Below are 20,071 nucleotides of genomic sequence, written 5' to 3'. Positions count from 1 at the left end.
TCAGAAATGGGGTTATTACGATGATGCAGAAAGTTCAGCGATTTGGAAGCGCGATGTTTGTCCCTGTCCTATTGTTCGCTTTTGCAGGAATTGTCGTTGGATTATGCGCTCTTTTTAAAAATCAGCAAATCATGGGAACGTTAGCAAGCCCCGACACGTTTTGGTCGAAATCATGGTTTGTTATTGAAGAAGGGGGCTGGACGATATTCAGGCAGATGCCACTTCTGTTTGCCATCGGGATCCCGATTGCGCTTGCGAAAAAGGCACAAGCCAGAGCTTGTTTGGAAGCGCTTACCACTTATTTGACGTTTAACTACTTTGTCGGTGCGATATTAACGGTTTGGGGAGATTCTTTCGGTGTCGATATGAGCCAGGAAGTTGGAGGAACGAGCGGTCTTGCTGAGATCGCCGGGATCAAAACCCTTGATACAAATATATTTGGCGCGATCTTAATCTCTTCAATCGTCGTGTATTTGCATAACCGGTACTTTGATAAAAAGCTTCCGGATTTTCTCGGTATTTTTCAAGGATCTTCTTATGTTGTCATTCTTTCGTTTTTTGTCATGATTCCTTTAGCCATTGTAATGTCTTATGTTTGGCCGATTGTTCAGGACGGCATTGCATCCATGCAGGTGTTCTTAAAGGGATCAGGAGCCTTGGGAGTTTGGATCTATACGTTTTTGGAACGGATTCTTCTTCCGACTGGTCTGCATCATTTTATTTACACGCCTTTTGTATTTGGTCCGGCTGTCGTGGAAGGTGGAATCGTCACTTATTGGGCGCAGCACCTTGGCGATTTTTCTGCATCGAATCAGCCGCTGAAGGAGCTTTTTCCTGAAGGAGGCTTCGCTCTACATGGAAATTCAAAGATCTTCGCGATTCCAGGAATTGCTTTAGCCATTTATGTGACGGCCAAAAAAGAAAAGAAAAAAATTGTTGCCGGTCTTTTGATTCCGATTACTTTAACTTCCGTTATTGCTGGGATTACGGAGCCGATTGAGTTTACATTTCTCTTTATTTCGCCGCTATTGTTCCTCATTCATGCACTTCTGGCGGCATCCATGTCGACATTAATGTACATGGCAGGAGTTGTCGGAAATATGGGTGGCGGACTCATTGAAGTTATGACGCTGAATTGGATTCCGCTATTTGGCAGCCATGGGCTGACATACATTTACCAGTTTGCAATCGGATTATCCTTTACAGCCATTTATTTCTTCATCTTCCGCTTCTTAATCGTAAAGCTGAATGTGGCAACTCCGGGACGGGAAACAGACAATCAGGCAGAAACGAAAATGTACAGCAAACAGGAATACCGAGAAAGAAAGAACGGCAAACAAAATGAAGTCGCTGCAAGCGCGGAAGCTCCTGATCAAGCCGCTTTGTGCATAGAAGCATTGGGCGGAAAGGAAAATATTAGTGAGATCACAAACTGTGCGACAAGGCTCAGAGTGAGTGTAAACGATCATTCAAAAGTAAAATCTGATAGTGAATTCAGAAGCCTGGGCGCTCATGGAGTCGTCAGGAACGGGAACGCCCTGCAAATTATAATCGGCTTATCTGTTCCGCAGGTTAGAGAACGAATCGAACAACAATTAGATTATAAATAGGAAAATATACACTCGGGTAAAGCCGGACGGTCTTTCATTTTGTCATTCAGATATAGTAAAATGTATTTTATTGAAGACAATATACATAAGCGGAGATGACAAAAATGAAGACAATATGTGTGTTTGCAGGGTCGAACCCGGGTGTAAATGAAGAATATCGTACGAAGGCAAAAGACCTCGGAAAATACATGGCTGAGAATGGGTACAGACTTGTATACGGAGGGTCCAAAATCGGCTTGATGGGTGAAATTGCGAACACCATCTTAGAAAATGGCGGAGAGGTCATCGGGGTTATGCCTAAAGGGCTGTTCTCAGGTGAAGTGGTCCACCGCGAGCTGACAGAGCTGATCGAGGTAAACGGCATGCATGAACGCAAAGCAAAAATGAGTGAGCTATCTGACGGCTATATCGCGATGCCGGGTGGCTTTGGAACCTATGAGGAATTGTTCGAGGTGTTATGCTGGGCGCAAATCGGCATACATAAAAAACCAATCGGGCTTTACAATATTAACGGATACTTCGAGCCAATGATGCAAATGGTTAAATACAGCATTCAAGAAGGATTTTCCAATGAATCTCATCTGAAGCTGATACATTCTTCATCCTATCCAGAAGAGCTTGTCCAATTAATGAAAAGTTTCACATTTCCGGACTTGAAAAAGAAGTGGACGGAAATCGGTTAAGCAGCGGGGCCAAAGGGGCCCTTTTTTTGTTTGGGAAAGAGGGCTGGGAGCATATTTCTTGATGATGGGTGGATATATTTTAATGAAGGTCGGATAAATTTTAAAAATGGTCGGATAAAATGATAACAGCGCCCTTTTTCACTATTTTTTGTCATACTCTGATTCCCGCCAAGACGGTAATAAAGGAGCTGGTAATTGTTGAAAGTAGCAGACACACATTGTGATGTTTTATATCGATTATATCAAAATAGGTCACTAAGATTTTCTGATTCTCCGGAACTTCAAACAAATATCAGCAGGTTAAAGGAAGGAAATGTCTGGTTACAGTTTTTTGCTGTCTTCGTGGAGCCTGAAGTGAAATCGGATGAAAAATTCCAAGTTGCTTTAGATCAGATCAATCTTTTTCATACAGAGGTTTTAGCGAACAATCCGACAATGAAAAAAATCGATTGCTGGGCAGATATTGACCGGCTGCAAGACAATCAAATAGGAGCCGTTCTCACTTTAGAGGGAGCTGATGCTTTTGGCAACGATCTTACCAAATTAAGAACCCTTTACCAATTAGGGGTAAGGTCTGTCGGATTAACATGGAATCATGCCAATCTGTGCGCAGATGGAGCTGATGAGCCGAGAGGAGCAGGACTAACTGAGCTTGGGAAGGAAGTCGTCCGATTAAATAATGAATACAGTGTATTGACTGATGTTTCGCATCTATGCGAGAAAGCATTTTGGGATGTGATGGAAATTGCCGACTTTCCAATTGCAAGCCATTCAAATTCAAAGACAATTTGTAACCACCAAAGAAACCTTACTGATCAACAGGCACAGAGCATTTTTGAAAAGAATGGCTTCATTAGTGTCGTTTATTACCCGCCTTTCGTTAAAGAAGACGAAAAGGCAGACATATCTGATGTAATGAAACACATTGACCATTTTTGCAGTCTCGGCGGAGTCGATCAAATTTGCTTTGGCTCGGACTTCGATGGGATCTCAGCATTTGTCGAAGGCTTAGAGGACGCTTCTTGCTATCAACATTTAATTAATGAACTTCTCAAACATTATAAAGAAGATGAAGTGAAGGGTTTTGCTTACCAAAATCTTTTAAATCACCGGCCGGGGTACAGAAAATAAAAAAAACCGCCGGATTCACCCGGCGGAAAAGTTTACTTGTTATTGTCGTTAGATTCCCTTTTTGTCAAAACGTGATCGATCAAACCGTATTCCTTCGCTTGCTCAGCAGATTTGAAGTTGTCACGATCCGTATCGCGCTCGATCACTTCAAGTGGCTGGCCAGTCCGTTCAGCTAAGATTTTGTTTAATTTATCACGAAGGAGCAAGATTCGTTTTGCTGCAATATCGATATCAGTGGCTTGACCTTGTGCGCCTCCTAGCGGCTGGTGAATCATCACTTCACTGTTTGGCAAGGCAAAGCGTTTTCCTTTTTCACCTGCTGCCAGCAAAAATGCACCCATTGATGCAGCCATACCGGTACAAATGGTGGAAACCTGCGGCTTGATAAGCTGCATTGTATCATAGATTGCCATACCGGAAGTAATGGAACCGCCAGGGCTGTTAATGTAAATGGAAATATCTTTGTCCGGATCCTCTGCTTCTAAGAACAACAATTGAGAAACAATGGAGTTAGCCACGTTATCATCAATTCCTGATCCAAGCATAATGATACGGTCTTTCAACAATCTTGAGTAAATATCGTAGGCTCTTTCCCCACGATTTGTTTGTTCAATAACTGTAGGTATTAAATTCATAATGCTCCTCCTTCACCTTATAGGGTAAGTATGTATTTCAATCATACATTTTTGGTCAATAAAGGTCAAACAATATGCTGTCCTTTATTTTGACGCTCTGTCCAATTAGAAATATGCCAAACTACTGTATCATTTTCCCCAATATTGAAAAGCTTCAAACCACCTGAAGCAATCTCCTCTTTATCGTAACATTGCTTGCTCAACACTGAAAATGTTTTTGTATTTCAAAACTCACTACTTATCGGGAAATTGTGATAAAAGTTTTTTAAAAAGAACAACTAAAAGTAATGGTTGATATCCTCTAAATAATAAAGTATAATCGTATGTGCTGACGGTTTAATTCGTATATTAAGCAGGCTTCATTTTATTCATGCGCTCGTAGCTCAGTTGGATAGAGCGGTGGTTTCCGGTACCACGTCTGCCGGGGGTTCGAATCCCTCCGAGCGCGTCTTAAAAGTCAATGATAGCAAGGGGTTAAGCGATATGCACCCCTTGCTATTTTTATGGATTTTTTCGTGTTTAATCAATTTCATTATTTCTTTGTTCCCATTCAGATCGTAAAATCCCCATAAAGTATGTATCATAGTAACTTCCATCTACATAAGCATGTTTTCTTAACTTTCCCTCTACAACAAATCCGATCTTTTCGTAAAGTGAAATAGCCTGTTTGTTAATGCCTCTTGTAGTTAAATAGATTTTATTTAATCGAAATTGATTAAATCCAATATCAATCGCTTTCTCCATCACATATTTACCATAGCCTTGACCTCGAGCTTCAGGGGCAAGAAGAATACCAATGCCGGCTCTTCCATGCTCATGCTCAATATTTTGAAGAAAGACCCATCCTATTAGTTTATTTTCTTCATTTTCAACAGCAAACAAAACATCTCCGTTTTGTCTTTTTTTCTCTACATGCTTTTCAACTTGCTCAAAAGTTTGCGGAGTTCGACCGACCATTAAGATTGAAGCTGGATCATTTGACCACCGATGGAGCTCCTTAATATCTTCCGTTTCAAAAGACCGCAGATTTATTTGTTTTTCAACCATATAAAATCTCCTTATCTTTATGAAATTGTATTGATTGTATGGAGTTAGTATAGATGTATGGACACGAGTTAGATTGTGGATTTGAAATAAAGTTGCACTATTTTACCCTTTTAGAGATATTGTCTAAAGGTGTGTTTTAGGTCATAAGTGTTTTAAAAAGAGCTCTCCCTATCTTTTCCGTACGAGAGACAAGATAGATTGGTCTAGTATTATGAAAATCTTTAATAGGTACAGAACAAAGAAGTAAATGACCTGGCATTAACTATTCACTTTGTTGTTAGATAACAAGAGTGTACACCAATTAATGACAAAATGACAAGTGAATGTACTGATTCCCTTCCTATGTATTCCCTGTTCTTCAATGATTAAAAGGTTCATGACGTTCCCTTCACTCGCCATGAACCTTTTTTAACAACGATGATTAGAAATCCTAACGACGTTAATCTCGGAGCCGGGTGCCGCATCACTAAGATAATGCATCCCATACGCTCATCAGTTGAGTTATGGCTGCGTCAATTGCCTCATATGGAACATCGTCCCGGGCTTGTGTAGAAATACCCCGAAGAAATGTTTCAAACAAGGTAACCAGCATGGGGATATCCGTAGAATCGCGCAACTCACCATTTGCTACGGCCCGTTCTATACAATCTTTTATCCAACCGCGGACCCTTTTTCGTTCCTCAGAGAGCATATCTTGCATGTGTTTTTGCTCAGGAGAACAAGTTATAGCGGACAAAACCAACAGACAACCTAGAGGATGGGATTTCTCTGTCTGCATCCGTGCCGATTTCCGTAATCCCCGTTCAATTGCCACTTTTGGTGATATGCTTTTATCCCTGAAACTTTCTGAAACCTGTCCATAAGTTGAGATATATTTATCCATCGCTTCGCAGAACAGTGCTTCCTTGGATTCGAATGCCGCGTAAAAACTCGCGGCTGATATACCTCCCATCGCATCGCGCAACTGAGCAAGTGAAGTGGATTCAAAGCCATGTTCCCAGAACAGAAGCATCGCGGCAACAACAGCCTCGTCACGATTAAATGTGCGGGGGCGACCCGTTCGTGGCATAAGAATAACCTCCTTTATTAATTTTATACTAATCGATCCAAAAGTTCTTGACAAGTGAATACGTTTAGATTTAATATGTGGATTAATCGTTCCATAATTGATTAATACGTTAAGGGGGAAATATTTTGTCTCAACTTTCAACTACCAGTGCTGTTAAATCAACCAGCATCCCTGCACGCCTTCCTTGGCTAGCACTGCTGGCTCTTGCAATGACAGGTTTTATTTGTATTTGTACAGAAACCATTCCAGCCGGTTTACTACCGTATATCTCGCAAGGACTGAATATTACAAATGGAATGGCTGGTCAGCTCGTAACTTCTTATGCTATTGGTTCAATTGTAGCGGCAATTCCATTCGCCATGTTTACCGGAGGGGTGCGACGACGTCCGCTTCTGCTTGTCATCATTACGGGATTTTTCATATTTAACACGATTACCGCCCTGTCAAGCAGCTATGCTTTGACGCTAATCGCTCGATTTTTCGCCGGTGTAGCTGCCGGTGCTGCTTGGGGGATGATTGCCGGTTATGCACGGCGTATGGTACCGGATGCATTAAGAGGGCGTGCCTTGGCTGTCGCAATGGTAGGAACGCCGATTGCTCTCACATTCGGAGTGCCGATCGGCACCTTGCTCGGTGACCTGATCGGATGGCGCGGAGTATTCGGACTCATGTCTCTTCTGACTCTTGTTTTAATTGTATGGGTGCTGTGGAAGGTGCCGGATTATCCTGGGCAGCCTGCAGGTCAAAGAATGACCGTCGGTCAGGTGTTTGTTTTGCCCGGCATACGTCCGATTCTCATGGTGGTGCTATTCTGGATGTTGGCACACAATATTTTATATACGTATATTGCGCCGTTTCTCGAGCCTTCCGGACTCGGAGAACGTGTCGATCTTGTCTTGCTGGTCTTTGGTTTAGCCGCACTTGTCTCCATCTGGATTGTTGGCCTGTTAATAGACCGTAAGCTACGCATACTTGTATTGCTCAGTCTGCTCGGCTTTGCGCTGGTTTCCGTAGCACTATGGGCGGGCGCCACGACGGCATCAGTCGTTTATGCGTCTGTGGCTTTATGGGGACTTACCTTCGGCGGTGCCGCTACGCTGTTGCAAACGGCGCTTGCCGATGCAAGCGGTGAAGAAGGTGTTGATATCGTAATGCCTATTAATACCACAGTATGGAATCTAGCAATCGCTGGTGGAGGCATTGCGGGTGGTATCTTGTTAGAACTTGTTGGAGTACAGGCTTTTCCAGGAGTGCTGGTGATTCTGTTGCTTCTTGCGTTGATTATAGCGTGGAGTGCGAAGAGCTATGGCTTTCCCAGAAAACAATGATGTGCTGATTTATTTCCGAATAGTCCTTTAAGACGACCTGTCTTAAGGGGCTTTTTTTATTATGGAGAATTTAAAGAGTTAATGGAAAAGAGGATAAAAGAAGTTTAATAGATATATATAGGAATTTCAAAACAATAATTGGACATTAGAAACTATAAATTGGGGAAAATAAGAAGAGGAATGATCGTTCCGTAATTAATTGAATAATAGAAGAAAATGATCAAACTTTTTTACAAAATACTCTAACATAGATCCAGTATCAAAATTCCACTTAATAAGAGAATTTTTCTAGTTTTTATATATAAACTGATGGAGGGGTGTATAAAAATTTTGTGTATAGAATGCTTTTCTTTCTGCAAGCTAAAGATGGAAGAAAGGAGATTGAGATATGGATAAGACCTTAGGATATTTAAGGGAGTCAATGTCGAATTATTTGGATAGCGATGTCTGTCAGAAAATATATAAGAAGATGCTCGCGAAGCATTATTCGAATGAGGAGGAGTTCGTTAAGGATTTAAACGATGAAGAGATGGACTTTTTGGATCATGTGCTGGGAAAAGAAATCAAATACGCTCAAGACGAACAGGACCATCAACGAAGCCGGGAATTGAATGAGGTTTATGAATTGTTGTTTTAAGAAAGGCGGGAAATAAGTATGGGCGCCATTGAACGTAATGGCTATACGTTTGAACCAGAGTATAGTGTAATCAAACAAAATGGAGCCATTCATGTGTATCATCATGGAAAGTTTGTCGAGGAGATTCAATTTGAATTCAATAGTGATTTTCCTGACCATGATCAAATAGAAGAATTGGTGAACCATTATTGTTTTAAACATAACATATAGCATATTTAGTCAAAAGTCCTGTTCTAGGCAGGGCTTTTTAGCATTTTCTCAATCCATATTTATTTTGATTATCTAGCCTTCTCAGAAAAAAGGTCACCGTTTCAAAAATTGCCTCACTTCTTCAACGGTAAGACCAATTTCCCTCGCTTCTATCATTAGCTTTCTCCATTCATCCAGATTCGAAGTGATAAGCGATCTTGCGGAAGTATGTATTTGTTTTTCGGGCTTGTTTTTTAATTGATTGGTGAAAGAAATGAGCTCTTCTTTTCCCATTCCTGATTTGACTGCAGATAATAGTTCGGATCTCCATTCTTCATCCTCTGTATTTTTTTTGTGAAGAATGGTTTCTGCATCAAATAATTCTTTTAGTTCTACTTCCAGGGTAGAGCTGATTTTTTTTAAGAACTGTACAGAGGGATTGACATGAACCCCGCGTTCAATCTTGCTTAAATAGGATTTAGAAACTCCTGATATTTCCGCAAGATGATTGATTGATATTCCTTTTCTTCTCCGATAGATTCGAATCACTTTCCCTATCATCTTCAAATCTCCTCTGTAGGACAAACCTTTTTGTTCATTATAAAGCAATTAATGTTCTTTATAAAATTAAAAATTGTAAGAGAATGATAGATAATAGAAGAAAAAGAATGTTTTTGTTCTTTAAAAAGAACCAAACAACTTATTTTCCCCTTTTTCACGAAAAAAAATATAAATTATAATCCAATCAACAAATCATCTGATATGAGGTGAAAGGCTTGAGACTGAAGAAGAAAATGACGAAAGACAATCCGCGTTCGATTATTGCAATGTTTCAGCCGAAATCTCCGATCGTGGAGCAATTCAGAACGATACGGACAAATATTGAATTTTCATCAATGGAGGATCATATCCGTTCCATATTGGTTACTTCAGCACATTCTAGTGAAGGAAAATCATTTATTGCTGCTAATCTCGCTGTCGTGTTTGCCCAACAGGAAAAAAAGGTTCTGCTAATTGATGGTGACTTGAGAAAGCCAACAAACCACGGCCTGTTTCAATTGGATAATTCAATAGGGTTAACGAACGTATTAATGAGGCAACGTACATTGGAAAATGCGGTACAAGCAAGCACCGTAGAGAATCTGGACCTGTTGACAAGCGGTCCTACGCCTCCAAACCCTGCGGAATTATTATCCTCGAGAGCGATGGAAGACCTGCTGGTTCAAGCGTATGATCGGTACAGTCTCGTGATTTTCGACTCACCGCCCATTCTTGCCGTTGCTGATGCGCAAATTCTGGCCAACCAAACCGATGGAAGCATTCTTGTGATCGCAAGCAGCAAAACGAAAAATGAAGATGCAAAAAAAGCGAAGGATGCGTTGGAAGCTTCAAAAGGAAAGCTGTTAGGCGCGCTTTTAAACAATAAAAAAATGAGAAAAAATGAATTGTATGTTTATTAAAAAACCCACTTTAAGGGTTTTTTCTTGTTTATAAAAATGAATTCAAACAGGACGGTTGTCAAATACCTCGATCAAGTGTAATTTGACTCTTTCAAAAAGGAATTAAAGGATTTTTGCAGAATTAGAGCTTAAAAAGAAACAAGGAGACTAATGAACAATGATAACCATAAAATTACTAAGCGAATGTCCTCTTTCGGATGCTGTCAGCGCATGGAACAAAGGATTCGAGGATTATTTTTCTTCTTCTCAAATGACAGTTGACCAGTTTACCCATCGTCTCGGAAAAGAAGATCTTTCACCATCTTATTCGTTTGTCGCATACTGTGAAGAGGAGCCCGTCGGCCTGATCCTAAATGGCATAAAGACGATGAACGGGAAGAAATGGGCTTGGAATGGCGGCACAAGCGTTGCGCCTTCTCACAGAAAATCGGGAGTTGCCAGTAAATTAATGAAGGAATCCATGGATGTTTATGAAAGAGAAGGGGTTGAGATTGCCAGTCTTGAAGCATTCAGTGTCAATGAAAAAGCGATTAGATTATATGAAAAGTACGGGTATAAGATAATCGACCATTTGCTATTTCTTGAGCTGAAAGGGAGGAGAAAAGAGGATTTGTTTCAGGATGCAAACAAAAATGCTTATTCGATCGAATATGGTCTTCCGAAAGATATCGGCAAACTTGTGCTTTACAACGATTCCATTCCATGGCAAACACAGTGGCAGCATATTCGTGATGGAGAATCATTGGTTGTCAAGGATTCTTCGGAAAATGTGCTTGGATATGCTTTATACAGAAGGGTATTTAATGGCGAAGGGAATCTGCAATCGATAATCTTGTACCAGTGTGAATGTGACAGACACATACATAATAAAGAAGAAGTTCTCAAATATATGATCAATTATGTGTTCCAGGCAAACGAATCGATTCATCGTATGACATATAATCTGCCTGAATCGAATCATTCGTTAGTCGATATTTTACAGGAAGCAGGCTTTAAAAAGGTTTATACTCCAAATGGAACCCTTTTGGAGCAAGTATTTATGACAAGTAAGAAATAATAGGAAATTTCAAATACCTGTTTTTAAAGTTAATGTAAATTTTCGTTTAACAAATAATGAAAATGGGAATATTCTTAATTAAACAGGCATTTTGCAAGTGAAATTGAGCAGTCAATAACCTTGTATCTTTTTTAAACTCCTGCTAGAATAGATATTGAAAGAAGGAAAGATTTTTTTTTGGCAAAGGTGGGACGTTTTTAGTCATACTGGGACATTTTATGTCCAATAGGGAATTTGGAAAGGAACGTTCAAGAAATGAATCAATTAATTCATGCTCAAAAAAAATTATTGCCTGACCTTCTTCAAATCATGCAAAAACGTTATGAAATTCTGCAGTACATTAGGCTTACTGAACCGATTGGCCGCAGAAGCCTGGCACAAAGCCTGGGAATTAGTGAACGAGTCCTCCGCGCAGAGGTGCAATTCCTGAAAGACCAGGATCTCCTTGATATTAAGCCGAGCGGAATGTCTTTGACGATGGAAGGGTCGTCCTTGCTTACGATCCTTGAAGAAACGATGAAAGATGTTTCAGGACTTACCCGTTTGGAAATGAAATTAAAGGAGAGGCTAAGTCTAGAGAATGTCATTATCGTATCCGGAAACAGTGATCAATCCCCATGGGTGAAAAAAGAAATGGGGAGAGCTGCAGCGGCATGTATGAAAGACCGCTGGGTAGGAGAAAATATCGTCGCTGTAACGGGTGGAACGACAATGGCAGCTGTTGCAGACATGCTCAGCCCTGACCCGAAAAACCGAAAACTTTTATTTGTACCGGCAAGAGGCGGGCTTGGAGAAAATGTGAAAAACCAAGCCAACACGATTTGTGCCGATATGGCGGAAAAAGCATTGGGGAACTATAAGTTGTTGCATGTTCCCGGCCAGCTTAGCGCAGAATCTTACCATTCTATTATTGAAGAACCAACGATTAAAGAGCTGCTAAACGTAATTAAAGCGGCAACGATGGTTATTCATGGAATTGGTGATGCTAAGACGATGGCAATTCGCAGAAATACGCCAGTAGAGGATATGCAAATGATTGAACAAAATCATGCAGTTGCAGAAGCCTTTGGGTACTATTTCAATCAGGATGGCGAAGTCGTCAACAGAGTCCACTCCGTGGGCATTCAGCTCGATGACCTTCCTTCATTTCCTGATATTATCGCTGTGGCCGGAGGGGCTTCCAAAGCAGCGGCAATTGAAGCATATTTCAAAAAAAACCGCAACACGGCGGTATTGGTCACTGATGAAGGGGCCGCAAAACAGTTATTAAGGGATTCCTAGAATCCCTCAATATAAATATTTTTTCACTTACCAAAGGAGGAAAAAAACATGGCTGTAAAAGTCGGTATTAATGGATTTGGTCGTATTGGCCGTAATGTCTTTCGTGCAGCATTAAAAAATTCTGAAGTTGAGGTAGTGGCAGTTAACGATTTAACTGACGCTAACATGCTTGCTCATCTTTTACAATATGACACTGTTCATGGAAAACTTGATGGTGAAGTTTCTGTAAATGGTTCTAATCTTGTAGTAGACGGGAAAGAAATTCAAGTTCTTTCTGAACGTGACCCTTCAAAATTACCTTGGAGTGACCTTGGTGTTGAAGTTGTTGTTGAATCTACTGGATTCTTCACAAAACGTGCAGATGCAGCGAAGCATTTAGAAGGCGGCGCGAAAAAAGTTATCATTTCTGCACCGGCAAGCGAAGAAGATATTACTATCGTAATGGGAGTTAACGAAGATAAATACGATGCAGCTTCCCACAACGTTATCAGTAACGCTTCTTGTACGACAAACTGCCTTGCACCGTTTGCAAAAGTATTGCATGAAAAATTCGGTATCAAACGCGGAATGATGACAACAATCCACTCTTACACGAATGATCAGCAAATTCTTGATCTTCCGCATAAAGACTATCGTCGTGCTCGTGCTGCAGGTGAAAACATTATTCCAACAACAACTGGTGCTGCAAAAGCTGTTTCACTTGTATTGCCTGAGCTAAAAGGCAAATTAAACGGAGGAGCGATGCGTGTACCGACTCCTAACGTTTCTCTTGTTGACTTGGTTGCCGAGCTTGATAAAGACGTAACTGCTGAAGAAGTAAACGCAGCATTAAAAGAAGCTGCTGAAGGCGATCTAAAAGGAATTCTTGCTTACAGCGATGAGCCGCTTGTATCAAAAGACTACAATGGTGATCCTGCATCTTCTACAATCGATGCACTATCAACAATGGTTATGGAAGACCGTATGGTAAAAGTTATTTCTTGGTACGATAACGAAAGCGGATATTCCAACCGTGTTGTTGACCTTGCTGCATATATCGCGAAACAAGGTCTGTAAGACAAGACTTGGTTCTTTCCATAAGAAACGCTATAATGAAAACGGACAAGGGAAGGGGACACATCCCTTTCCCTTGTTTTCTTTCTAAGAAGTGAAAGTACTAGGGAAACCAATCGGACAAAAGGAGGTTCTGGACGGGTATGAACAAACAATCAGTAAAAGACATTGATGTGAACGGCCGTGTTGTATTTTTGCGGGTTGACTTCAACGTGCCATTGAAAGATGGAGAAATAACAGATGATACTAGAATTCGAGCAGCTCTTCCGACAATAAAATACTTGTCAGAGCAAGGAGCAAAAGTATTAATTGCCAGCCACTTGGGACGTCCAAAAGGTCAGGTTGTTGAGGAGCTTCGTTTAAATCCAACAGCGAAACGACTCGAGCAGCTCATTGGCAAAGAAGTGAAAAAAGCGGATGAAGCATATGGCGACGCGGTGAAATCGGAAGTCAATTCCTTACAGAATGGAGACATTCTTGTATTGGAAAACGTCCGTTTTTATCCGGGAGAAGAAAAAAATGATCCTGAGCTTTCTAAAGCATTTGCCGAGCTTGCAGATGTTTATGTGAACGATGCTTTTGGTGCAGCACATCGCGCGCATGCTTCAACAGCTGGTATTGCAGAGCATCTTCCTGCGGTTGCCGGTTTTCTGATGGAAAAAGAGCTTGAGGTACTCGGAAAAGCGCTTTCTAATCCTGAACGCCCATTCACTGCGATTGTTGGCGGTGCGAAAGTGAAAGATAAAATCGGTGTTATTGAGCACCTAATGGACAAAGTCGATAATTTAATTATTGGCGGCGGTCTTGCTTATACTTTCGTCAAAGCACAGGGCTATGAAATTGGTAAATCCCTATTGGAAGAAGATAAAATTGAGCTTGCAAAGTCTTTTATCGAACGTGCAAAAGAAAAAGGCGTAAACTTCTACATGCCTGAAGATGTTTTGATAGCTGATGATTTTTCAAATGATGCAAATACGAAAAATGTTCCGATCAGTGAAATCCCAAGTGATTGGGAAGGGCTTGATATCGGAGAAAAAACAGCAAAAACCTATGCGGATGTTATTAAAAGCAGCAAATTAGTCGTTTGGAACGGTCCAATGGGCGTGTTTGAGCTTGAAACATTCGAAAAAGGAACTAAGGCTGTTGCAGAAGCTCTTGCTGAAGCCAAAGATACATATTCCATAATTGGGGGAGGAGACTCCGCGGCTGCTGTTGAACAATTCGGCTTAGCTGAACAAATGAGCCACATGTCAACTGGCGGCGGTGCATCTCTTGAATTTATGGAAGGCAAAGAGCTTCCTGGAGTAGTCGCTTTAAACGATAAATAAAAATTGCTTTTAAAGGATGTGTGGCTAATGAGAAAACCAATTATCGCTGGAAACTGGAAAATGAATAAAACGTTAGGTGAAGCAGTCAGTTTTGCAGAGGAAGTAAAAACCTCTTTGCCATCATCAGACAAGGTTGATGCAGTTATCTGTTCACCAGCACTGTTTTTGGAAAGATTGGTTGAATCAGCTAAAGGTACAGGGTTAAAAATCGGTTCACAAAACTTGTATTTTGAAGAGAGCGGAGCGTTTACCGGAGAAATCAGTCCCCTTGCTCTTCAAGATCTTGGGGTTCAGTACTCTGTAATTGGCCATTCCGAAAGACGCGAGCTTTTTGCTGAAACTGATGAATCAGTTAATAAAAAAGCACATGCAGCTTTCAAATATGGAATTGTGCCGATTATTTGCTGCGGAGAAACGCTTGAAGAGCGTGAAGCTGGAAGAACAAATGATTTAGTCGCTGATCAAGTGAAGAAAGCGTTAGCCGGATTGACAAATGATCAGATTGCTGAATCTGTTATTGCATATGAACCGATTTGGGCAATTGGAACAGGGAAGTCTTCAACTGCAGCTGATGCAAATGATGTTTGTTCTCATATCCGCAATACAGTTGCCGAAGAATTCGGCAAAGAAACAGCCGAGAAAATTCGCATTCAGTATGGCGGCAGCGTGAAACCTGCAAATATTAAAGAATATATGGCGCAGTCTGATATTGATGGCGCTCTTGTCGGCGGTGCGAGCCTCGAACCGCAATCTTTCCTTCAGCTATTGGAGGAGGGCAAGTATGAGTAAGAAGCCTTGTGCTCTTATTATCTTGGACGGATTTGCTTTACGGGAACAAACCGATGGTAACGCCGTAGCCCAAGCGAATAAACCAAACTTTGACCGCTATTGGAACAACTATCCTCACCAAACGCTCCAAGCTTCTGGTGAAGCTGTTGGTCTGCCTGAAGGTCAAATGGGAAATTCCGAAGTAGGGCATTTGAACATTGGTGCCGGACGAATTGTTTACCAGAGTTTAACACGCGTTAACAAAGCGATTCGTGAAGGGGAATTTGAAAAAAATCAAACTTTTCTTGATGCGATGAATCATGCCAAGGAAAAAGGAACAAGCTTACATTTGTTCGGACTTCTTTCTGATGGTGGAGTTCACAGCCACATCAACCACTTGTTTTCTCTTTTGAAGCTTGCAAAGCAAGAAGGACTAACAAAGGTTTATGTGCATGGATTTCTTGACGGACGCGATGTAGGTCCGCAAACGGCCAGCAAGTATATTACCGAGCTTCAAAAAGAGATGGATGAGCTTGGCGTAGGTGAAATTGCCACGATCACTGGAAGATATTACTCAATGGATCGTGATAAGCGCTGGGATCGTGTCGAAAAGGCTTACCGTTCGATGGTTTATGGTGATGGCCCATCCTACAGCAGTGCACAGGATGTCATTAAAGATTCCTATGCGAATGGAATTTATGATGAATTTGTTATTCCATCCGTCATTACGAGAGAAAATGGAGAGCCTGTTGCGACAATTAAAGATCAGGATTCTGTTATTTTCTACAATTTCAGGCCGGATCGTGCCATTCAAATTTCGAACACGTTCACGAATAAAGATTTTCGTTCCTTTGACCGGGGTGACAAACATCCTCAAGATTTGTATTTTGTCTGCTTAACGCACTTTAGCGAGAGCGTGGATGGTTATGTCGCATTTAAACCGGTAAATCTGGATAATACGGTTGGAGAAGTATTGTCTCAAAAAGGGTTAAAGCAGCTGAGAATTGCAGAAACGGAAAAATATCCACACGTCACCTTCTTTATGAGCGGCGGACGCGAAGAGGAATTTCCCGGGGAAGAACGAATTTTAATTGATTCTCCGAAAGTGGCTACCTATGATCTGAAACCGGAAATGAGTGCTTATGAAGTCAAAGACGCACTTGTGAAGGAAATCGAAGCGGATAAGCATGATGCGATCATACTTAACTTTGCGAATCCAGATATGGTAGGTCATTCTGGGAAGCTTGAGCCGACAATTAAAGCGATTGAAGCAGTAGATGAATGCTTAGGTGAAGTTGTCGATAAGATTCTAGCCAAAGGCGGAAATGCAATTATTACTGCTGATCATGGGAATTCCGATGTACTAATCGCTGAAAACGGTGAACCCCATACTGCCCATACGACTAATCCGGTACCTGTTATTGTAACCAAGGAAGGGATTACCTTGCGTGAAGGCGGTAAACTTGGGGATCTTGCTCCAACGTTATTGGATTTGTTGAACGTAGAACAGCCAAAAGAAATGACAGGAACTTCATTAATTACTAAATGAGGATAAGGAGAGAAAAAAACATGCCATACATTGTTGATGTTTATGCACGTGAAGTATTGGACTCCCGTGGGAATCCAACAGTAGAAGTAGAGGTTTATACAGAGTCAGGAGCATTTGGACGCGCATTGGTTCCAAGCGGAGCTTCTACAGGTGAATACGAAGCAGTTGAGCTTCGTGACGGAGATAAAGACCGTTACCTTGGAAAAGGTGTTTTAACTGCAGTTAACAACGTAAATGAAACCATTTCACCAAAGCTTGTCGGCCTTGACATTACTGATCAAGTTGCAATTGACCAATTATTAATCGAGATTGATGGAACAGAAAACAAAGGCAAGCTTGGCGCAAATGCGATTCTTGGTGTTTCAATGGCTGTTGCCCGTGCTGCAGCTGATTTCCTTGAAATCCCTCTTTATCAGTATCTTGGCGGTTTCAACGCAAAAACTCTTCCGGTTCCGATGATGAACATCGTAAACGGTGGAGAGCACGCTGACAACAACGTGGACATTCAAGAATTTATGATTATGCCTGTTGGAGCGAAAACGTTCAGTGAAGCACTTCGTACGGGCGCACAAATTTTCCACAGCTTAAAAGCGGTTCTTAAAGAAAAAGGTTTAAATACGGCTGTAGGTGATGAAGGCGGCTTTGCACCTAACCTTGGCTCAAACGAAGAAGCTCTTCAAACGATCGTAGAAGCGATCGAAAAAGCAGGGTTTAAGCCTGGAGAAGAAGTTAAACTTGCTATGGATGCAGCTTCTTCAGAGTTCTTTAACAAAGAAGATGGCAAATACCATCTTGCAGGTGAAGGTGTTGTTAAAACATCAGCTGAAATGGTTGATTGGTACGAAGACCTATGCTCGAAATACCCAATCATCTCAATCGAAGACGGTCTTGACGAAAATGACTGGGAAGGCCACAAGCTCCTTACTGAACGTATTGGAAGCAAAGTTCAGCTTGTAGGAGATGACTTGTTCGTTACAAACACGAAAAAGCTATCTGAAGGTATTAAAAACGGCGTTGGAAACTCAATCCTTGTCAAAGTGAACCAAATCGGTACATTGACTGAAACGTTCGATGCAATCGAAATGGCAAAACGCGCTGGATACACAGCTGTTATTTCTCACCGTTCTGGTGAAACTGAAGACAGCACAATTGCCGACATCGCAGTTGCAACAAATGCAGGCCAAATCAAAACTGGTGCACCTTCAAGAACTGACCGTGTTGCGAAATACAACCAGCTTCTTCGTATCGAAGACCAGCTTGCTGAGACAGCAAAATATGACGGCTTAGCATCTTTCTATAACCTAAGCAAATAAGCAATTCTGATAAAGGAGTAACTCAGGGCCCTGGGTTGCTCCTTTTTTATGTGGTCGATTTTTCAAGGAATTTGTCGAATAATCGATATATTGTAAATTTCGCCGATAAGTTAAACAGCTAACGGATTGTATCCGTTTATATCAAGATCGAAGCTGCAGCCGAACCAAAAAGCCCCCGCCGCATTAAAGACGGAGCTACCTGAAATCCTACGTTTTAGGCACGTGCTTAAATATTTCTTCACTTTCAAAAAAATCAACGAGTCTGTCGAGCCAATTGATATAGTTTAATAATAGTCTGGTTTCTTCAAGAAGCTCATTAATTTTTACTTCAGCCTCTTCAGTTAACTCGTCTTCACTCGATAGTATTTCTGAAAGCTCTTTTTGCAGTTTTTTTCCTGTCATTTTATTTTTGTGGGCTAGCTTTCCCCAGTTTGTAGAAAAGACAGCGATAAAGGTTTGGTAATAATCTTGTTCTACGTTATATAAGTCTTTACGAAAACCTTTTTCGAACACTTTTTCTGCGATATTTAAATTAACCATTTTACGGACAACCTGGCTCATTCGTGTTTTGCTCATTCCTGAAGCTTCTGAGAGCTCATTTAGAGTCATCGGCTTTCTGTTCATGTAGATCAACCCTAGGACACGGCCAACTGTCGGTGAAATACCGTACGTGTTAATATTTTCAGCAAATCTATCAATAAATTGATCCTCGATTTTTTTGATTTTAAACTCTTCATTTTCTTCCAACATTTATATCCACCTTTAAGCCAATCAACCTTTAATGAAACATAATTAACTCAAAATTGAAAATAATAGGGGCGTTGACAACGCTTGGCTAAAAAGAAAAGGGGACGGATACGAAGGATTTATAAATACGTATGGTTTTAAGTTCGGAACCATTTATCCGATGCAAATCGGACTCGTGTATGATGCACTGGATACAAATAAAATGGATGTAGCACTAGCCTATACGACAGACGGACGGATTTCAGCGTATAATCTGAAAGTCCTTGAAGATGATAAAAAGTTTTTCCCTCCGTATGATGCTTCTCCAGTCATTTCTGCTGATCTGTTGAAGGAGCATCCTGAACTCGGGGACATCCTTCAACGATTGATAGGGAAAATTGATACGGAGACGATGCAGAAGCTGAATTACGAAGCCGATGGAAAACTAAGGGAACCGGCAGTCATTGCCGAGGAATTTTTAAAGAAAAACAGTTACTTCGAAAACTAAAGGAGGTGCGCACAAAGTGGACGTGATCTATGATTTGATCGGCTATTATTCAGAGAACTTTTCTTACGTCTGGAGGGAGTTTTACCGGCATTTCTTAATCTCAGCCTATGGCGTATTGTTTGCAGCTATTATAGGTATTCCTGTAGGCATTTTTATTGCAAGGCGGGGGAGGCTTGCCGCTTGGGTCATATCATTTACGAATATTATCCAAACAATCCCTGCCTTGGCTATGCTTGCCGTTCTTATGCTTGTCATGGGGCTGGGAACAAATACGGTCGTTTTCTCGTTATTCCTTTATTCTTTGTTGCCGATTATTCGAAATACACAGACTGGTATCAATAATCTCGACAACGCGCTTCTTGAATCAGGAAAAGCAATGGGAATGACAAAGACTCAAATCTTATGGATGGTTGAGCTTCCTTTAGCAATTTCGGTTATTATGGGAGGAATTCGAACCGCTTTGGTTATTGCCATCGGAATAACTGCGATTGGCACATTTGTCGGTGCCGGAGGTCTCGGTGATATTATCGTTCGCGGAACAAATGCGACAAATGGAGCTTCTGTTATATTAGCTGGTGCAATCCCAACGGCTCTAATGGCCATACTAGCGGATATTATTATGGGATGGTTAGAAAAATTATTGTCACCGGTGAAAACGAAGAAAAAGGTATTATCTTAATACATGCTGAAAAAGAAGCC

The 20,071-nt window shown here is 41.1% G+C and carries 20 protein-coding genes, 1 tRNA gene and 1 pseudogene; 17 read left to right on the top strand and 5 right to left on the bottom strand.

Going from position 1 to position 20,071, the window contains the following annotated elements:
• Positions 1–20 precede the first annotated feature (20 nt).
• The 3 genes from AM592_RS12980 (at position 21) to AM592_RS12970 (ending at position 3,424) form a co-directional block, all read left to right on the top strand.
• Positions 21–1,610 (top strand): alpha-glucoside-specific PTS transporter subunit IIBC, encoded by a 1,590-nt coding sequence (locus AM592_RS12980; protein ID WP_053604174.1) that lies wholly within the window; start codon positions 21–23, stop codon positions 1,608–1,610.
• A gap of 104 nt (positions 1,611–1,714) precedes the next feature.
• Positions 1,715–2,293: an LOG family protein gene (locus AM592_RS12975; protein ID WP_053604173.1), complete on the top strand. Its 579-nt coding sequence runs from the start codon at positions 1,715–1,717 to the stop codon at positions 2,291–2,293.
• Positions 2,294–2,491: 198 nt separating this feature from the next.
• On the top strand, positions 2,492–3,424 hold the full coding sequence (locus AM592_RS12970; RefSeq protein WP_053606110.1) for a dipeptidase: 933 nt from the start codon (positions 2,492–2,494) through the stop codon (positions 3,422–3,424).
• 32 nt (positions 3,425–3,456) lie between these two features.
• On the opposite strand, the gene clpP is transcribed toward AM592_RS12970, so the two are convergent.
• Positions 3,457–4,059, bottom strand: a complete 603-nt coding sequence (gene clpP, locus AM592_RS12965) for an ATP-dependent Clp endopeptidase proteolytic subunit ClpP (RefSeq protein ID WP_053604172.1) — start codon at positions 4,057–4,059, stop codon at positions 3,457–3,459.
• A gap of 372 nt (positions 4,060–4,431) precedes the next feature.
• On the opposite strand from clpP, the gene AM592_RS12960 reads away from it, so the two are divergent.
• Positions 4,432–4,507 (top strand) — tRNA-Arg (locus AM592_RS12960).
• Between the two features lie 71 nt (positions 4,508–4,578).
• Here AM592_RS12960 and AM592_RS12955 read toward each other — a convergent pair.
• Positions 4,579–5,106: a GNAT family N-acetyltransferase gene (locus AM592_RS12955; RefSeq protein WP_053604171.1), complete on the bottom strand. Its 528-nt coding sequence runs from the start codon at positions 5,104–5,106 to the stop codon at positions 4,579–4,581.
• Between the two features lie 466 nt (positions 5,107–5,572).
• Positions 5,573–6,175 (bottom strand): TetR/AcrR family transcriptional regulator, encoded by a 603-nt coding sequence (locus AM592_RS12950; protein WP_053604170.1) that lies wholly within the window; start codon positions 6,173–6,175, stop codon positions 5,573–5,575.
• 209 nt (positions 6,176–6,384) lie between these two features.
• Here AM592_RS12950 and AM592_RS12945 point away from each other — a divergent pair, with 209 nt between their 5' ends.
• The 3 genes from AM592_RS12945 to AM592_RS12935 all read left to right on the top strand — a co-directional run bounded on the left by AM592_RS12945 (position 6,385) and on the right by AM592_RS12935 (position 8,350).
• Positions 6,385–7,503: an MFS transporter gene (locus tag AM592_RS12945; RefSeq protein WP_192841152.1), complete on the top strand. Its 1,119-nt coding sequence runs from the start codon at positions 6,385–6,387 to the stop codon at positions 7,501–7,503.
• Positions 7,504–7,891: 388 nt separating this feature from the next.
• The gene (locus tag AM592_RS12940; RefSeq protein WP_053604168.1) at positions 7,892–8,140 is read left to right on the top strand and encodes a sigma-G-dependent sporulation-specific acid-soluble spore protein CsgA; all 249 of its coding nucleotides are present in this window, start codon (positions 7,892–7,894) and stop codon (positions 8,138–8,140) included.
• Between the two features lie 18 nt (positions 8,141–8,158).
• Positions 8,159–8,350, top strand: a complete 192-nt coding sequence (locus tag AM592_RS12935) for a YbxH family protein (protein WP_053604167.1) — start codon at positions 8,159–8,161, stop codon at positions 8,348–8,350.
• 93 nt (positions 8,351–8,443) lie between these two features.
• Here the strand turns inward: AM592_RS12935 and slrR are convergent, their stop codons facing one another.
• Positions 8,444–8,890, bottom strand: a complete 447-nt coding sequence (slrR, locus tag AM592_RS12930; RefSeq protein WP_053604166.1) for an HTH-type transcriptional regulator SlrR — start codon at positions 8,888–8,890, stop codon at positions 8,444–8,446.
• Between the two features lie 233 nt (positions 8,891–9,123).
• Between slrR and AM592_RS12925 the strand changes: the two genes are divergently transcribed.
• The 8 genes from AM592_RS12925 (at position 9,124) to eno (ending at position 18,138) form a co-directional block, all read left to right on the top strand.
• Positions 9,124–9,789: a CpsD/CapB family tyrosine-protein kinase gene (locus tag AM592_RS12925; protein WP_053606109.1), complete on the top strand. Its 666-nt coding sequence runs from the start codon at positions 9,124–9,126 to the stop codon at positions 9,787–9,789.
• 157 nt (positions 9,790–9,946) lie between these two features.
• Positions 9,947–10,846: a GNAT family N-acetyltransferase gene (locus AM592_RS12920; RefSeq protein ID WP_053604165.1), complete on the top strand. Its 900-nt coding sequence runs from the start codon at positions 9,947–9,949 to the stop codon at positions 10,844–10,846.
• 255 nt (positions 10,847–11,101) lie between these two features.
• Positions 11,102–12,127 (top strand): sugar-binding transcriptional regulator, encoded by a 1,026-nt coding sequence (locus AM592_RS12915; RefSeq protein ID WP_053604164.1) that lies wholly within the window; start codon positions 11,102–11,104, stop codon positions 12,125–12,127.
• Positions 12,128–12,175: 48 nt separating this feature from the next.
• Entirely contained in the window at positions 12,176–13,183 is a 1,008-nt protein-coding gene (gene gap / locus AM592_RS12910) for a type I glyceraldehyde-3-phosphate dehydrogenase (RefSeq protein WP_053604163.1), read from the top strand.
• Between the two features lie 140 nt (positions 13,184–13,323).
• Positions 13,324–14,508, top strand: a complete 1,185-nt coding sequence (locus AM592_RS12905; protein ID WP_053604162.1) for a phosphoglycerate kinase — start codon at positions 13,324–13,326, stop codon at positions 14,506–14,508.
• Positions 14,509–14,535: 27 nt separating this feature from the next.
• Positions 14,536–15,297 (top strand): triose-phosphate isomerase, encoded by a 762-nt coding sequence (gene tpiA, locus AM592_RS12900; RefSeq protein WP_053604161.1) that lies wholly within the window; start codon positions 14,536–14,538, stop codon positions 15,295–15,297.
• Positions 15,290–16,825, top strand: a complete 1,536-nt coding sequence (gpmI, locus tag AM592_RS12895; RefSeq protein ID WP_053604160.1) for a 2,3-bisphosphoglycerate-independent phosphoglycerate mutase — start codon at positions 15,290–15,292, stop codon at positions 16,823–16,825. The genes tpiA and gpmI overlap by 8 nt, the downstream gene beginning before the upstream one ends.
• Positions 16,826–16,845: 20 nt before the next feature.
• The gene (gene eno, locus AM592_RS12890; protein ID WP_053604159.1) at positions 16,846–18,138 is read left to right on the top strand and encodes a phosphopyruvate hydratase; all 1,293 of its coding nucleotides are present in this window, start codon (positions 16,846–16,848) and stop codon (positions 18,136–18,138) included.
• 207 nt (positions 18,139–18,345) lie between these two features.
• Here eno and AM592_RS12885 read toward each other — a convergent pair whose 3' ends face one another.
• Entirely contained in the window at positions 18,346–18,885 is a 540-nt protein-coding gene (locus AM592_RS12885) for a GbsR/MarR family transcriptional regulator (protein ID WP_053606108.1), read from the bottom strand.
• Positions 18,886–18,955: 70 nt separating this feature from the next.
• Here AM592_RS12885 and AM592_RS12880 point away from each other — a divergent pair.
• Positions 18,956–19,372, top strand: a pseudogene (locus tag AM592_RS12880) (glycine betaine ABC transporter substrate-binding protein); the annotation flags it as partial.
• A gap of 16 nt (positions 19,373–19,388) precedes the next feature.
• On the top strand, positions 19,389–20,051 hold the full coding sequence (locus AM592_RS12875) for an ABC transporter permease (protein ID WP_053604158.1): 663 nt from the start codon (positions 19,389–19,391) through the stop codon (positions 20,049–20,051).
• Positions 20,052–20,071: the final 20 nt, after the last annotated feature.

The organism is Bacillus gobiensis (assembly GCF_001278705.1).
GTDB lineage: Bacteria > Bacillota > Bacilli > Bacillales > Bacillaceae > Bacillus > Bacillus gobiensis.
The sequence above is the reverse complement of the archived record's forward strand: the minus strand, read 5'-3'. Positions and strand labels throughout refer to the sequence as shown.

What these genes read in the sequence shown, in the direction of transcription:
- AM592_RS12980 (WP_053604174.1), top strand. Translation starts at nt 21, where the DNA reads ATGATGCAGAAAGTTCAGCGATTTGGAAGCGCGATGTTTGTCCCTGTC.
- AM592_RS12975 (WP_053604173.1), top strand. Translation starts at nt 1,715, where the DNA reads ATGAAGACAATATGTGTGTTTGCAGGGTCGAACCCGGGTGTAAATGAA.
- clpP (WP_053604172.1), bottom strand. Translation starts at nt 4,059, where the DNA reads ATGAATTTAATACCTACAGTTATTGAACAAACAAATCGTGGGGAAAGA.
- AM592_RS12955 (WP_053604171.1), bottom strand. Translation starts at nt 5,106, where the DNA reads ATGGTTGAAAAACAAATAAATCTGCGGTCTTTTGAAACGGAAGATATT.
- AM592_RS12950 (WP_053604170.1), bottom strand. Translation starts at nt 6,175, where the DNA reads ATGCCACGAACGGGTCGCCCCCGCACATTTAATCGTGACGAGGCTGTT.
- AM592_RS12945 (WP_192841152.1), top strand. Translation starts at nt 6,385, where the DNA reads ATGACAGGTTTTATTTGTATTTGTACAGAAACCATTCCAGCCGGTTTA.
- AM592_RS12940 (WP_053604168.1), top strand. Translation starts at nt 7,892, where the DNA reads ATGGATAAGACCTTAGGATATTTAAGGGAGTCAATGTCGAATTATTTG.
- AM592_RS12935 (WP_053604167.1), top strand. Translation starts at nt 8,159, where the DNA reads ATGGGCGCCATTGAACGTAATGGCTATACGTTTGAACCAGAGTATAGT.
- slrR (WP_053604166.1), bottom strand. Translation starts at nt 8,890, where the DNA reads ATGATAGGGAAAGTGATTCGAATCTATCGGAGAAGAAAAGGAATATCA.
- AM592_RS12925 (WP_053606109.1), top strand. Translation starts at nt 9,124, where the DNA reads ATGACGAAAGACAATCCGCGTTCGATTATTGCAATGTTTCAGCCGAAA.
- AM592_RS12920 (WP_053604165.1), top strand. Translation starts at nt 9,947, where the DNA reads ATGATAACCATAAAATTACTAAGCGAATGTCCTCTTTCGGATGCTGTC.
- AM592_RS12915 (WP_053604164.1), top strand. Translation starts at nt 11,102, where the DNA reads ATGAATCAATTAATTCATGCTCAAAAAAAATTATTGCCTGACCTTCTT.
- gap (WP_053604163.1), top strand. Translation starts at nt 12,176, where the DNA reads ATGGCTGTAAAAGTCGGTATTAATGGATTTGGTCGTATTGGCCGTAAT.
- AM592_RS12905 (WP_053604162.1), top strand. Translation starts at nt 13,324, where the DNA reads ATGAACAAACAATCAGTAAAAGACATTGATGTGAACGGCCGTGTTGTA.
- tpiA (WP_053604161.1), top strand. Translation starts at nt 14,536, where the DNA reads ATGAGAAAACCAATTATCGCTGGAAACTGGAAAATGAATAAAACGTTA.
- gpmI (WP_053604160.1), top strand. Translation starts at nt 15,290, where the DNA reads ATGAGTAAGAAGCCTTGTGCTCTTATTATCTTGGACGGATTTGCTTTA.
- eno (WP_053604159.1), top strand. Translation starts at nt 16,846, where the DNA reads ATGCCATACATTGTTGATGTTTATGCACGTGAAGTATTGGACTCCCGT.